Raw genomic sequence first — 13,114 nt, 5'->3', positions numbered from 1 at the left:
GCGATCGCCAACTAGAAATTTGGTCGCTCAACTCGCTCGTGAGATCGATCGCGATCTCAAGATCTCGCACTGCACTCCAAAAATTATTATTCCGATGCAAAGGTCAACGATATCAACCCTTAATTAACTCCACTCCGTCGCGCCCGTCGAGTTCTTGAACGTAAACCTTAACTTGTTCTTCCTTTGCAGTCGGCAACTTTTTACCCGTAAAATCCGGCTGAATCGGTACTTCTCGGTGGCCGCGATCGACTAATACCGCTAACCAAATTTTCTCCGGCCGCCCGTAATCGTTTACCGCATTCAAAGCCGCCCGACTCGTTCTGCCTTTATAGATAACATCATCTACCAACACCACGGTTTTGCCCGTCAAATCGAAAGGAATTTCTGTTTTAGCCGGTGTCCGCATCGCAACTCGATCCAAGTCATCTCGGTAAAAGGTAATATCTAAAGCGCCCACGGATACTTTGACTTGTTCGAGAACTTCAATTTGATCTGCCAAAATTTGAGCTAAAGGCACTCCTCTACTATGAATGCCCAACAGCACTAACTCCGAGGGGTTCCCTGATTTTTCTACAATCTGGGAAGCGACGCGGGTGAGAGTGCGCCTCACTTCATTAGCAGATAAAATTTCGATAATTTTAGTCATTGGTTGCTGCGAGCTAATTGTTGGCTGTTGGCGGATCGAACAATTTTAGATTTTAGATTTTAGATTTTAGATTGACTTGGCAGATGAATCTGGGGGTTTGAACAAAGGTCAAAACTTTTTTTTGCTTTTGTCGGTGGCCGATCTGTGTCTTCTGCTGGGCTTACCGAGAACGGATGAAAAGCAGATGCTGCGATTGCTTGGCGGAGCGCGAACAATGACAGAAATACGTTATTTATGCCTCCTGGACTGTTCGGGTGAGGTCATCAGTTAGCAGCTCAAACATAATAAGGTATAAAAAAGCAATGATAGTCCCAACCAAATCAGAAAGCAATACCGAGTTAATTGCAATGCTTGACCAATTAGCGGCGCTGCGATCGGGTGAATCGGCTCGCCTAACAGCGGTTTGTGTTTGATAACTCCGCGATAGGAATTGGTACCTCCTAGTTGTACTCCCAAGATGGCGGCGTAAACGCACTCGCTCCAACCGGAATTGGGGCTGGCATCTTTAACAGCATCTCTCTGACAAATTTGCCAAATGTAAATCGGTTTGCCAGATATAAGGGCTAAAGTAATCACTGTTAGCCGGCAAGGAATCCACGTCAGCACGTCTTCTAGTTTGGCGCTAAACCATCCTAAATCAGTGTATGGCGCTTCTTTGTAGCCGATCGTAGAATCTAATGTGCTGGCTGCTTTGTAAGCGATCGCCAAGGGGACGATCGCACTCGCCCACATCGAGTTAGGATCGATCGGCCCAGCGGTAACACTTAATAATAGATGCGGCAGAGCGAACCCAAGTAAGGCATAAAATAGCGGTGCTGTCACACCATCGACTGCATTCTCTGTTACAGTTTCTAACAATGCTCGCAGAATTTCTGGCTCGGATAAGTTTTCGGTATCCCGGCCGACGTAAAGGCTCAACCTTTCTCGCGCCTTGACTAAATCTCCAACATTTAAAGGTGCTAGCACATCCTCTGCTGCCGCCCTCAAACTGCGACCTGCAAAACAGCTTGCCAGCAAAATGGTGTCTAGGGCAATACCTAAAAGAGGATGCACCCAACTACCAGCTTGGACGATCGACCAACTGACAGTATAACTGCCTACAATCAACCCGATGGCTAGTATTGTACCAGCACATCGTAGCAGCAGTTTGTGCTGCTCGCCAGGGGGACGATCCGCTGCTTCAGGCATTTTGCCTGCGGGATTATTCCATATATTAAAGACAAGTCTAGTATAGCGGTCGATCGCCCAACCCATCGCCTGCACGGGATGCGGCCAACCCCAAGGATCGCCGATCGAATAATCTAACACCGCAGCTAAAATCAAAACAGGAAATTCATCCGGCATCATTATATATTGTGTCAAACTTGATAGTCCGTCCGAGCAAGAGCGCTCGCAATGGTAGCGCAGGTTTTAACTACTCCTACCCTTGCGGACTTTGATTCTTGAGCTGCAATTTTAACTGCTGAGATTACTTTCGTCGCGGAGCAAGTGTACGTTCTCCTCCCAATTAACACCGTCAAAGGGTAGGATATGAAAGTGTTTGATGGCATCTGAGTCAAGACAGCGGACGTTGACATCGAAATGATCGGGATGCGATCGGGGGCGATAGAACGAGTGAATGCCGCAAATTCGGCAGAAAGTATGTTGAGCAGTTCCTGTATTAAATGTATAGGTGGTCAAAACATCTTCGCCACTGAGCAAGGTAAAACGTTCCGGCGGCACAATGAGGTGCAAAAATCCCTTCTTTTTACAGATAGAGCAGTTGCAATCAGATGCTTCGTGTTTGTCAACGGCGACACGGAAGCGGACAGCTCCGCAGTGACAGCCGCCAAAGTAGGTAACAAGTGTTGCGTCCATGTGTGATTGCTGGCGATCGAATGAATGAACTTACCATTTAAATGATAAAGCTAGTTTCTTCCCCAAGAGCCGCTTGCCAACTGCGGACATCATAGTATAAGTCTTCGAGGGAAATACTGTACAGCGCTTCGGCAAGTTTTTTGTGCAATCGGTTCCACAAACTGAATGTTACCCAGTCCTCTGCTTGCGTCGCGTCTGGAAAATGTCGAGGTAAAGGTTCAATAGTTTCACCTACAGCCTCTAAGATTTGTCCTAAAGAGATTTGAGCTGGCTGGCGGGCTAATTGATATCCTCCTTGGGCACCCCGAACAGATTGGACTAAACCTGCTCGTCGCATTTCAATCAGCAATTTTTCTAGATACGGAGCAGGTAACTCCTGTCGCTTCGCTATCGATTTCACCGATGTCGGGCCAAAGCGAGGTTGCAAACTTAGATCCAGTAATGCTTTGACACTGTAGTGTCCGCGTGTGGTTAACTTCATGGGATTTTAAGAGCGGGGCAAATATTCAGCTAGCTGATAGCTGATAGCTTATGCTACCGACTTTAGAGATTGCTCGCACCGGCTGCAGCTACTCCTCAAGAAAGACTGCAGGTTGTTAAAAATATTTAGATAATAGTGGTTAACAATTGAGCCGATCGGTGTAATATGGTTTTACGACCAGCTATAAAGCTAAAGTTTCTTGGTCAAACCAAAAACCAACCGAGAAAAAATCCGTACACCAGTTGAATATTTCAGGACTGAGTAAATGGCTAAAAAGAAAAATATCGAACCCCTTGAAGGCGAAGATCTGATCAAAAAGGTCAAAGACCTAGAGAACCTTACCAAGGAAGAAAAAGCTAGAGCCTGTGGCTACTACACCGTTACCAAGAACGGCGTAGAACGGGTCAACATGATGAAATTCCTGAATGCGCTGATTGATGCAGAAGGCATTCAGCTAGACGGGAAGCAAAACGGCAATGGACGCGGCGGACGCTCTGCCAGCTATCGGATTAGCGTTCAATCTAACGGCAACTTACTGATTGGAGCCGCCTACACCAAACAAATGGAACTCCAGCCGGGAGATGAATTTGAAATCTCTCTGGGACGCAAGCACATTCACCTGCGCCAAATTGATCGAGAAGAAGAAGAAGAATCCTAGGCTTTTACGACTTGCTTTGACTTCTTGCTTGAACTGGTTGGTTTGACTTCAAGCATTGACTGCAAGCAGAGAGTTGGCTCTGAAATCTTTCTGTGAGCCTAAAAAAGTATGGCTTCTATAGATGGCAATGGCTCGACAAAAGCCAGTGCCACCACTTTATATTTTCCGAGAATACCTATTCTCGCCCCTCGCTATATCCGTTTGGACAAGCGGGGGATTTTCCGCGTAGCTGTTGAAGAGAACTTCTGCAGCCAATTGTGTACGGGATTTAACGGATGTAATTGATGAACCGAAGAGGTTTGAAGGAAGAATTAGGTTTGGTTGAGCTAGGAAACCCACCAAAGCAAGAAAATGGCAGAGGTATTCTCAGCTAACAGTGCGTCATACCAGTTGAAAAAAAGAATGCAACTGTAGCGAAGCTCGAAAGCACGAGCTTCATGATTCATTCCCCATTATTTAACCTAAAATCTAAAATCTAAAATCTAAAATTGTATAAGTCTCGTGCTTGCTCATGATTTGTGTCTGTGTGGGAGGGGTTTTGAGGGCAAGGAAACACCTCGATCGCCCCTAAGTGAAATTACAGGCAGGAACAGTTAAAGTGTTAGGGAGCAATTAGTCACCAGCCTATGCCGTTGCCCCGATTCGCGAGTAAAACTTCTCAACACCAAACAAAAATCTCCCTGCGTCGCCTTGTAGTGGCCTCTTTGGTGCTGAAAATCGTCGCAGCAGTCGGGATTGTCGGGTATCTGTCCTTTCGCCCTTTCGTAACGGAGACAAAGCAGTCGAAGAGCTCGCCGAGAAATTGATCGCCCAGACGCGGAAGAGAGTTGAAGAAAAGCTGATTTCTTTTCTGGAACCTACCCAGTGAGTAAATAAACTTAACGCAGAAGCGATCGAGCGCGGTGAATTAAACTTACAGTTAGAAAGACCCTAGCCTCGGGGAGAGAAGTTCCTCTGGCAGCAAATGCGATCTTTTAAAAGCATTCAATGGATATCCTTCGGTGCTGAAAAATCAGGAGAATATCTCGGCATTTGGCGCAACCCACGGATAACAGCTTGCAAATTGTCGCAGCTAACAAGTCTACCAACTCTCACAAGATATACTAAGCTACAGACAGCCGAGGCACTTGCACCGCTAAATTAAAGGCAGAACCGGCAACCTACGATGCCCGCCTGCGCCCCTGGTACAAAGAAGCTGTCGCAGCGAACAAACAAAGCGATTTGGACGAGTATTTATCCTGGTTTTACTCCCGGGACTGTTTTTATTGCTGCCAGCCAACCGATTCGCGATCGAAATGGTAAATTACTGGGAGTTAGTGGCGTAGACTTTTTGCTCTCGGGGCTTCAGCAATATCTCCATCGCATCAAGCTTAGCAAAACGCGACAAATTTTCGCGATCAAACGATCGGGCTTGCTGGTTGCCAGTTCCAGTCAAGAATCACCCTTTAGAAAGATGTCGGGAAAGCAGCAACTGCAGCGGGTGAATGTTTTAGACAGCCAAACTCCTGTCATTCGCACCGCAGCTAAATATTTGTACTAACACTTCGGGGGTTTTGGCGACCTTAAGCAGCGGCAGCAACTGAAATTTAGGCGAGACGGGCAGGAAGATTTTGGGGAAGTGCTGCCGTTTTCTGATGTTTACGGTTTGAACTGGCTGATTGCGATCGCAGTTCCCGAATCCGATTTCATGGGGCAAATTAACAAAAATACCCGCACTACAATTTTACTTTGTTCGGCGGCGCTGCTGCTATCGACAATTGGTGGAGTGCTGACAGCTAGGTGGGTAACGCTGCCGCTGCTGCTGCTGCTCAACGAAGCAGCTAAAGATATCGCCGCCAGAAAGTGCGTGCTGTTACTGTCAGTAGGCTTGATGAAGTCGGCGAATTAGCGCAGTCTTGCAACGAGATGGCAGCTCAACTGAAAAAGTTTTTTCCAGCTTTGGCACAAAGTGAATAAAAATTTGTCCAACTGGTAGAAAATTGGCCTGTTGGAGTCTCGACGATAACTCCGGGCGGCGTATTTATTTTCATCAATTCGGCGCGAGTGCAAATATTGGGTAGGGGATAAATGCCCGATGCTAGCGCCGAAGAGCTACCACAAGCTTATCAAACTTATATAAATTAGCGAACACTGTTCCCGGAAAACTTTATCCTATAAACTTGCTGTCGGACACGCAAGGCGCAGCTAATAACTGACGAATAATGGCTGATGACTAATCTTGAGATTTTATGAGTTGTTTATGTTGAGAAAAAATTCTACAGTTATCGATATCAATCAACAACTGCTCTTCTTCATGCTTGTCTGACATATTCACTAAATTATACTGAACATTGTCTCCATAAATAGTTAGAGCAATCTGGCTCAATTCTAAAAAATTAATGAGCCATTGACATTCAGTAGCCGAGTCATCTTGATAGTATTGAATTAATCGGGCACAACAAAGTTCTAAATAGGTTCTGGAATGGGGTGAAATTAAAATAACTTTGAGAATTATAATTGCTAGTGTTAAAGGATTTCGTTGAGTGGCAAACAGTAGAAATAAGGCTGTTGGTTTGCCGGAATTTTCCACAGTCAAACATTTTATTAGATAATTGTAAGTTCTGAGCTGCAGGCCTGCGTTCAAAGTTTCTCCGTCCTTTTCTGGATGAAAAGTTTCTATAATATTAATTATTCTCCATTGATAAATATCAGTACGTAAAAGTTTTGAGTGGTAATTAAATAAATACTTAATTAGAGATTCCTTAAACTGCTTGTAAGTAATATTTTGAGTCTCTCTAAGAAAAACATTGGCTAAGCTGCGATAGTTGAAGGAGCCGCGGTTGACCAAAATTATTTTGATTAAACGCAGGGCTTCATCTCCTAAAAGTGTGGGATTATGATAATTATTTAATTGGGATGTAGCAGACTGAGAGCGAGAGGTATACATTGCTAGGTCAAACTTGTATTTTTCTTTGAGCTGCTGCGACAATAGTCGGGCAGCTTGGCGTTCTTCGGGGGTGTTTTTAGCATCTAGATATTGAGCGGCTAGCAAATAAGGCTGATAGCGAGAAGTCCAGTGATTTTGTAGTGGCTGGTAGTCATTGTACTTTAATACAAATAACTTTAGCTCTTCATAGTCTTTGCTGCTGAGAAAGTTTGTCAGCCACACTCTCAGTATTTTGAGACAATTGTCGGGGTGGGGTTCCCGAAGGGTTCTATCGCTAATAATGTTAATTAAGTCGCGAGCCAGTTGGTATTGTTTCTGAGTGATCCAGTTATTTAATAAGATGTAAATGCAGCGTTTAAATAAGTAGTTAAATTCTAGTTGAGAGTCAAATTTAATTATTGTGTCTAAAGCTTGAATTAATGTGGGGTTAGCTGGAGGAATTAATTGGATAAATATGTTTTGAAATTGTTGAAAAACTACTTCTGAGGCCGAGTTTTTGATGTGAGATATAAAAAATTTGTAAATGATATCTTGAGCTGCGGAAACCGTCAGCGCTGATTTTTGTAATTGAGCTGTGGGGTGAGGGGTGAGAGCCTCTGGTAATATATTGTTTGTCAGAGCAGGCAGAACTTTTGACTCTGTTGTTTCGGATTGAGAGGAAAAGTGCTGAGATGGCATAGTGTCCTCACTCAGATGATCAATACACTATTATAGTTATCATCGTTGATTTGCAGCTAATAATTTAGTGTTTCACTTGGCTTTTGTCCAGCTACAGTTAACCCCCCCGATCGCCCTTTTGTTAAGGGGAAATCGAGGGGGTTAACTGTTATACGATTTTCGATTTTCGATTTTCGATTTTCGATTGAAGAATTGGGTATGGCTGATGACTACCAGAGTTTGAAGCACGGGGCTACAGTTGCATTTTTTGGGGGAAACTGGTGTTATTTGTCAAGTATCTGAGGCTATTACGCAGGGTTCGCTTCGGCTCGTCTTTGTAGCAGGCGGGCAATTTCAGCTTTTTCTACAAGTCCGACGAGGACACCGTTTTCGCGAATGACGGGTAGTTCTTGTACTTTGAGTTGTTCTAGAAGGGTGACGACTTCGAGGAGAGATAATTCGGGTTTGACGGTTGTGGAAAATTCGATCGGCTTCAGGAGTTCTTTAACTAAAACTTGGGGCCAAGTTCCGGTAGGAATGGTTTTGAGGTCGTCTAGGTCGATCGCCCCTACCAATTGTCCGGCATCATCTGTTGCCAGGAACCTGCGCCAGGTTTGAGTGCTACCGATCACGTAGTTGTTGGCAAATTCTCTGAGGGACAAGTCTTGGGAGACGATCGGACTTTCGGGGGTCACAGCATCTGCGGCTGTCAGGCCTGCCAGTTTATTTTGGACTGTGGCATATTGGGCAGATTGACCGGCATTTTGCAGTAAGAACCAACCGATTACTAGATTCCAAATATTGCCGAATACGCCTGTAGCAATGGCAATCCAACCAATTATTTGACCGACGCGGCTAGCAAAAATTACACCTTTGTAAGGGTTGCCAGTAATTTTCCAGACGATCGCTTTGAGGATGTTGCCGCCGTCGAGGGGCAAACCGGGAATTAAGTTAAATAAGGCTAGAACTAAGTTGATGGAAGCTAAAAGTCCGACGATGGCGGCTGCGGGGCCTGTGAGACCAGCACCGATGCCGATCGCTGTTAACAAACCGGATAAAAATAAGCTCACCAACGGGCCTGCAATCGCTACCCAAAATGCTTCGGCTGGGGTTTTAGATTCTCTTTCTAAATTAGCCAGTCCGCCAAACAGAAATAGCGAAATTGATTTCACGCCAATTCCCTGTTTAATGGCTACCCAACTGTGTCCTAATTCGTGGGCTAAGACGGAAGCAAATAACAGTAACGCTGTGAATAATCCCAGCATCCAGGGCGCTACGGGGCCCAATGTGGGAAACAGGGCAGCTAGTGCGCCACCGTACTGCCAGGTTACTAAACCCAGAACTAAAAACCAAGATGCGTTGACAAAGAAGGGAATCCCAAACAGGTTGCCGACGCGAAATGTACCGTTCATAATGGCTACCTCTGATTTTACGAATGAGAGGTTTTTCTCTCTGTCTCCTTATCGTAACGAAACGTAACGGCGATGTTAATGCTTCCATTAGGGTGTTATCCGTCTGTGGAGGTTCGGTTTGCGGAATAATCACCGCCGACTGCGGTTTGGCCCGCTAGGGGTTAAAAATCCTTATCTCAAAACGGAAGTCCTCGCTATCAGGCTTGAGGAGGATATTTGTTTTAGTTTTCTGTTTTAATTTGCAATGGGTTTTAACTCACATCTTGCACCTCTGTCATGAACAGGCAAGATGCCTGTTCCACAACAGATGAATTTTCTTTCTTGTAGGCCGTTGCTCCTAGCCCGCCCATAAAAGCCTTATTGAGAAGGGTGCAACATCTCACTTTTAACCGAATGCAAGCTTTGAGAGGGGGAATTAATCCCCCGGCTGACTATTACAACTGTGGCAAGATATCAATTTCAAGCAACTTTAGCTATAATGACTTACCCTAAGAATAGTTTTGGTGCTAATAATTATGCCAGAATCTTTTTTGCTCGGCCGGCTGCTGCTGCAATTCAACAGCGAAGCCGCCGAGCTTATTACAGACTTATCCGCTGTTGCTTTAACTCCCGATGGCCATTTGTGGCTGGGTTCCGATGAAACGACTTCGATCGAGCGTTTGTCGCCTGTGGCGCCTCATATTTTTGGAGAACATAAAAGATTTGCGATCGCAGATTTTATCGATCTACCTGGAAAATCCGAAATCGATATTGAAGGAATTGATTTCAGCAGCGATTATCTTTGGCTGGTCGGTTCTCACAGCACAAAACGCAAAAAAGCTAAAGGCAAAGACGCAGACAAAGACATTGAAAGATTAGCAGAAATCGAGACCGATGTCAACCGTTATTTGCTGGCGCGCATTCCTATGAAAGACGGGATTTTGTGCGAGTCAATTTCCCATTCAGACAATCAAAGGGAACAGAAAGTGGGATGCCTTCAGCGGACAAAAACGGGCAATTTACTGACAGACGCGCTCAAAGATGACAGCCACCTCGGTCTATATTTATCTGTGCCGATTCCGAGTAAAGAAAATGGCTTTGATATTGAAGGGTTGGCGGTGCGGGGCGATCGGATTTTTATTGGTTTGCGGGGACCTGTACTGCGGGGTTGGGCAATTATTTTAGAAATAGAAGTTGAAGAGGCCGAACCGGGAGTTTTAAAACTTAAGGAAATTGGGAAACGAGGAAAGTTGTACAACAAACATTTTGTTGATTTGAACGGTTTGGGCGTGCGAGAATTGTGCTGGAACGGGAAAGATTTAATTGTTTTAGCCGGGCCGACGATGACTTTATCGGGGGCGATGAGGGTTTTTCGGTTAAAGGGGATTTTAGGGCGCTCGGGTGACAGTATTACTGGGCAAGATGGGGGAGATTTGGAGGTATTGTTTGACTTGCCTTTTAAAGTGGGTACGGACAATGCTGAAGGGTTGAGCCTGTTTCCGTATTTGGGGGAGCAGAATTCGCTGTTAGTGGTTTACGATTCGCCGGATGCGGGGAGAATGGTTGAGCAAAATGGTATTCTGGCGGATATTTTTAGGTTGAATTTGTAGTGAGGAATTTAGTCCGAGCAAGTTTTGGTGAATCAGGAATAAGGACTGAAGTCCTGACTACAAACATATGCCAAATTTGGTCAATTGTCGAGCGCATCCCTCCGCCGCTGGCTGTAGCGTTTCAATTCATCAATTAAATGAGTATCGTTAGAAGCTGTTCTCGCGCCCGCTTCCGCCGCCCAGCGCTTCAAATCTTCAATTTGCGATCGCGCGATCGCAGCTAAAGGTACTGTATCCTCGATCGCCCTCAAAATATCCTCCGTCATCAAATCCCGGCGCTGTCCGTTTACAAAAGTGCCAAAAGCCCGGTACAATCCATCTATTACCACTTGCTCAATTTCTGCACCGCTAAAATTCTCAGCGCGTTTCGCCAAAACTCCCAAATCAAACTCGCGCAATCTAGTCGGCCGCAAACGCTGCAAATGCACTTTAAAGATATCTTGCCGTTCCGATTCTGAGGGCAAATTTAAAAAGAAAATTTCATCAAATCTGCCCTTTCTCAGCAACTCTGCCGGCAAAATCCTGACGTTATTTGCAGTTGCTACGATAAACACCGGACTGGTTTTTTCCTGCATCCAAGTGATCAAACTGCCGAATACCCGGCGCGAAGTTCCCGAGTCGCCGTCGCTACCGCTGATAATGTTGCCGAAGGCTTTATCTATTTCATCGATCCACAAAACGCAAGGTGCGATCGCCTCTGCTAATTGTATCATTTGCCTGACGCGGCTTTCGCTTTCCCCGACCACGCCGCCAAACAATCTCCCAGTATCCAACCGCAACAGCGGCAAACGCCATTCTGAGGCTATTGTTTTCGCAGATAAAGATTTGCCCGTTCCTTGAATTCCTACTAACAAAACTCCTTTCGGATTCGGTATACCGTAGCGACGCGCTTCGTCAGTAAAAGCATCTTGCCGCATTTTTACCCACTGTTTCAAATTCTCCAATCCGCCCACACTTTTTAGGGATTCTCGGGAGTTGAAAAACTCCAAAATGCCCGTTTGGCGAATTGCTTGCTGTTTTTCCTCCAAAACTCCGTCAATATCTGACTCGTTAATTTGCTGTTTGGCGGCCAAAGCTTTAGCCAAAACCCGCCCGATTCTAGCGCGGCTCAAACCCTGACAAGCTTTAACCAACTGTTCCCTTGCTAAACCGCTAACTTGCAACTGTTGCGGCTTTTCCACAACGTGGGAAATTAAACTGTCTATTTCTTGCACGTTGGGCAAAGGAAAATCAATTACTGTGACTTCTTCTTTCAATTCCTCCGGCAATTCCAGCGTGTGAGAAGTAAGAACTATAGTTTTTTTGCTGCGCTTCAATTCTCGCGTTAAATTCCGCAATTCTCGCACTACCGCCGCGCTTTTTTCGCTGTAGGGATATTTCAAAGTTGGGTGCAAATCCCGCAGTACAAATATGGTATATTCTTCAACAGCAGTTTTGCTGACGCGATCGAGCGCCGCCATTACCGAACCTTTCCCTGAACCGTTATCTTCCCAGCCGCGCACGAGATCCCAGAACAACACCCGGCGCGCGGGAGTTACTTGCAGCGCTACTTGGGCAATTACGGCTTCGACCGGTTCCTCCTCCGCGCCGACAATGTACAGCAGCGAATAGCGGGCGCGAATCATCAAATCTATTCGCTTTACCAGGGCGTCGAAGTGGTTATTTTTACTGCCATTGACAACATTTAATTCTTGGGGTTTGGGGTTATTTTCGGTCATTTTATTTGATATTTTAGATGTTAATTCAACTTTATTAAATATTTTGTTAACAGTGAGGAATTTAGTCCTTAAAATGATTTCACCCAACTAAAGGTTTTTAGTAAGGACTTTACTCCTTAACCACCATTTAACGGGACTAAATTCCGTAATGCAAACGTTAAAATTATAACAGAATAGTACGCAATTGACTACTTAGCAACTTTTCGAGCTTGTTTCACCATTTCAATGAGAGTGTGGTGAGCATCTTCGGCGTCTTTTAAAGTGCGATCGAACTTAACTCTGACAGGCACTGTTTCGTCCTTGACTTTAGCGGTTAAATCCATGCCGTTGGCATCAATAGCGAGCATTTGAGCTTCTGTTGCCTCTGGTTGGTCGCCAAATGCTTGAGCGTATAGCACGACAGCACTCGCGTGGTCTTCGTTCATGTGAGTGCAGATGCGATCGCTAATCTCAGTAGAAAACGGTTCTGACATGGGAGATTCCTCAGATGCAATATCGATCGATTGTACTGCGATCGGTACAAAGTTTTCAAGAGCGAGGAATTGCCTCAAGAGTTATGAGGGATAAATAACTAAATTCTATCCGCGTTAATCGGCGTTCATCTGCGGTTAAACAATCCAATCATTCAACTAAAAGGATAAAATATTACTTGCTTAATATAGGATACTCACATGAACAACTCTAGCGCTTATATCGAACTACTCACAACATTTCCTCCCCGACCCATAACTGCTGAGGAGGAATTAATTGCAACTCAAAAAGCGATCGACTCTGTTGGACAAAGGCGAACTGACTTCAGACGAACGCGACTATCTAAACGTACTTGGAACTCTGGTTTATGAATACGAGCAAACTTTAGAACCCATACCTTTATGGGATAGAACTGTTAAAATCTTTAATCGAAGAATTTGATCTGAGACAAAAAGACCTAGTTCCTATTTTTAAAACCGAGTCTATTGTCTCTGACATCCTCCGTGAAAAGCGCCACCTTACAACCGAACACCTAAAAAAACTTGCAGAGTTTTTCTGCGTCTCGCCGGCTGTTTTCTTTCCGCTGCCTCCAGTTAAAACAACTGCTTGAATTAAAAAACATATTGGGAGCATCCCGCTTTTTAACTAAGCAGAAATACTGAGTTTAATGTGGTTATTTAAATATGCACACCTGAGTCT

The 13,114-nt window shown here is 44.9% G+C and carries 14 protein-coding genes; 6 read left to right on the top strand and 8 right to left on the bottom strand.

Translation table 11 applies throughout. The features are described from left to right. Positions 1–112: 112 nt before the first annotated feature. The 4 genes from pyrR to QUB33_RS15355 all read right to left on the bottom strand — a co-directional run bounded on the left by pyrR (position 113) and on the right by QUB33_RS15355 (position 2,984). On the bottom strand, positions 113–646 hold the full coding sequence (gene pyrR, locus QUB33_RS15370; protein ID WP_333351463.1) for a bifunctional pyr operon transcriptional regulator/uracil phosphoribosyltransferase PyrR: 534 nt from the start codon (positions 644–646) through the stop codon (positions 113–115). A gap of 267 nt (positions 647–913) precedes the next feature. Continuing rightward, positions 914–1,993 carry an adenosylcobinamide-phosphate synthase CbiB gene (gene cbiB / locus QUB33_RS15365; RefSeq protein WP_333351499.1) on the bottom strand — a complete coding sequence of 360 codons (1,080 nt, stop codon included), beginning with the start codon at positions 1,991–1,993 and terminating at the stop codon, positions 914–916. Between the two features lie 108 nt (positions 1,994–2,101). Then, positions 2,102–2,503 (bottom strand): GFA family protein, encoded by a 402-nt coding sequence (locus tag QUB33_RS15360; RefSeq protein WP_333351462.1) that lies wholly within the window; start codon positions 2,501–2,503, stop codon positions 2,102–2,104. 37 nt (positions 2,504–2,540) lie between these two features. Next, positions 2,541–2,984, bottom strand: a complete 444-nt coding sequence (locus QUB33_RS15355) for an Rrf2 family transcriptional regulator (protein ID WP_190656033.1) — start codon at positions 2,982–2,984, stop codon at positions 2,541–2,543. Between the two features lie 265 nt (positions 2,985–3,249). Here QUB33_RS15355 and QUB33_RS15350 point away from each other — a divergent pair, with 265 nt between their 5' ends. From QUB33_RS15350 to QUB33_RS15335, 4 genes are all read left to right on the top strand, one after another. Further along, positions 3,250–3,642: an AbrB family transcriptional regulator gene (locus tag QUB33_RS15350; protein ID WP_006635344.1), complete on the top strand. Its 393-nt coding sequence runs from the start codon at positions 3,250–3,252 to the stop codon at positions 3,640–3,642. A 108-nt stretch (positions 3,643–3,750) separates the two neighbouring features. Beyond that, entirely contained in the window at positions 3,751–3,927 is a 177-nt protein-coding gene (locus QUB33_RS15345) for a hypothetical protein (protein ID WP_333351461.1), read from the top strand. Positions 3,928–4,807: 880 nt separating this feature from the next. Then, positions 4,808–5,182, top strand: coding sequence for a cache domain-containing protein (locus QUB33_RS15340; protein WP_333351460.1), 375 nt, complete (start codon positions 4,808–4,810; stop codon positions 5,180–5,182). 78 nt (positions 5,183–5,260) lie between these two features. Beyond that, entirely contained in the window at positions 5,261–5,530 is a 270-nt protein-coding gene (locus tag QUB33_RS15335) for a hypothetical protein (RefSeq protein WP_333351459.1), read from the top strand. A gap of 324 nt (positions 5,531–5,854) precedes the next feature. Here the strand turns inward: QUB33_RS15335 and QUB33_RS15330 are convergent, their stop codons facing one another. Together QUB33_RS15330 and QUB33_RS15325 are read right to left on the bottom strand one after the other, a co-directional pair. Next, positions 5,855–7,246, bottom strand: a complete 1,392-nt coding sequence (locus QUB33_RS15330) for a hypothetical protein (RefSeq protein ID WP_333351458.1) — start codon at positions 7,244–7,246, stop codon at positions 5,855–5,857. Between the two features lie 287 nt (positions 7,247–7,533). Next, a complete protein-coding gene (locus tag QUB33_RS15325) occupies positions 7,534–8,637 on the bottom strand; it encodes a site-2 protease family protein (RefSeq protein ID WP_333218200.1) in 1,104 nt (367 codons plus the stop codon). Between the two features lie 515 nt (positions 8,638–9,152). Here QUB33_RS15325 and QUB33_RS15320 point away from each other — a divergent pair. Then, positions 9,153–10,226, top strand: coding sequence for a DUF3616 domain-containing protein (locus tag QUB33_RS15320; RefSeq protein ID WP_333351457.1), 1,074 nt, complete (start codon positions 9,153–9,155; stop codon positions 10,224–10,226). An 80-nt stretch (positions 10,227–10,306) separates the two neighbouring features. Here the strand turns inward: QUB33_RS15320 and QUB33_RS15315 are convergent, their stop codons facing one another. Together QUB33_RS15315 and QUB33_RS15310 are read right to left on the bottom strand one after the other, a co-directional pair. Continuing rightward, positions 10,307–11,944, bottom strand: coding sequence for an AAA family ATPase (locus QUB33_RS15315; RefSeq protein WP_333351456.1), 1,638 nt, complete (start codon positions 11,942–11,944; stop codon positions 10,307–10,309). A 188-nt stretch (positions 11,945–12,132) separates the two neighbouring features. Next, complete coding sequence (locus tag QUB33_RS15310; RefSeq protein ID WP_190659003.1) at positions 12,133–12,417, bottom strand: DUF2470 domain-containing protein; 285 nt, start codon at positions 12,415–12,417, stop codon at positions 12,133–12,135. A gap of 274 nt (positions 12,418–12,691) precedes the next feature. On the opposite strand from QUB33_RS15310, the gene QUB33_RS15305 reads away from it, so the two are divergent. Next, positions 12,692–12,856, top strand: a complete 165-nt coding sequence (locus QUB33_RS15305; RefSeq protein WP_333351455.1) for a hypothetical protein — start codon at positions 12,692–12,694, stop codon at positions 12,854–12,856. Positions 12,857–13,114: the final 258 nt, after the last annotated feature.

This window comes from Microcoleus sp. B3-A4, assembly GCF_036705385.1.
Taxonomy (GTDB): Bacteria; Cyanobacteriota; Cyanobacteriia; order Cyanobacteriales; family Microcoleaceae; genus Microcoleus.
This window is presented reverse-complemented; position numbering and strand designations above follow the sequence as displayed.

What these genes read in the sequence shown, in the direction of transcription:
- QUB33_RS15360 (WP_333351462.1), bottom strand. Translation starts at nt 2,503, where the DNA reads ATGGACGCAACACTTGTTACCTACTTTGGCGGCTGTCACTGCGGAGCT.
- QUB33_RS15345 (WP_333351461.1), top strand. Translation starts at nt 3,751, where the DNA reads ATGGCTTCTATAGATGGCAATGGCTCGACAAAAGCCAGTGCCACCACT.
- QUB33_RS15340 (WP_333351460.1), top strand. Translation starts at nt 4,808, where the DNA reads ATGCCCGCCTGCGCCCCTGGTACAAAGAAGCTGTCGCAGCGAACAAAC.
- QUB33_RS15350 (WP_006635344.1), top strand. Translation starts at nt 3,250, where the DNA reads ATGGCTAAAAAGAAAAATATCGAACCCCTTGAAGGCGAAGATCTGATC.
- cbiB (WP_333351499.1), bottom strand. Translation starts at nt 1,993, where the DNA reads ATGATGCCGGATGAATTTCCTGTTTTGATTTTAGCTGCGGTGTTAGAT.
- QUB33_RS15355 (WP_190656033.1), bottom strand. Translation starts at nt 2,984, where the DNA reads ATGAAGTTAACCACACGCGGACACTACAGTGTCAAAGCATTACTGGAT.
- QUB33_RS15320 (WP_333351457.1), top strand. Translation starts at nt 9,153, where the DNA reads ATGCCAGAATCTTTTTTGCTCGGCCGGCTGCTGCTGCAATTCAACAGC.
- pyrR (WP_333351463.1), bottom strand. Translation starts at nt 646, where the DNA reads ATGACTAAAATTATCGAAATTTTATCTGCTAATGAAGTGAGGCGCACT.
- QUB33_RS15325 (WP_333218200.1), bottom strand. Translation starts at nt 8,637, where the DNA reads ATGAACGGTACATTTCGCGTCGGCAACCTGTTTGGGATTCCCTTCTTT.
- QUB33_RS15330 (WP_333351458.1), bottom strand. Translation starts at nt 7,246, where the DNA reads ATGCCATCTCAGCACTTTTCCTCTCAATCCGAAACAACAGAGTCAAAA.
- QUB33_RS15315 (WP_333351456.1), bottom strand. Translation starts at nt 11,944, where the DNA reads ATGACCGAAAATAACCCCAAACCCCAAGAATTAAATGTTGTCAATGGC.
- QUB33_RS15310 (WP_190659003.1), bottom strand. Translation starts at nt 12,417, where the DNA reads ATGTCAGAACCGTTTTCTACTGAGATTAGCGATCGCATCTGCACTCAC.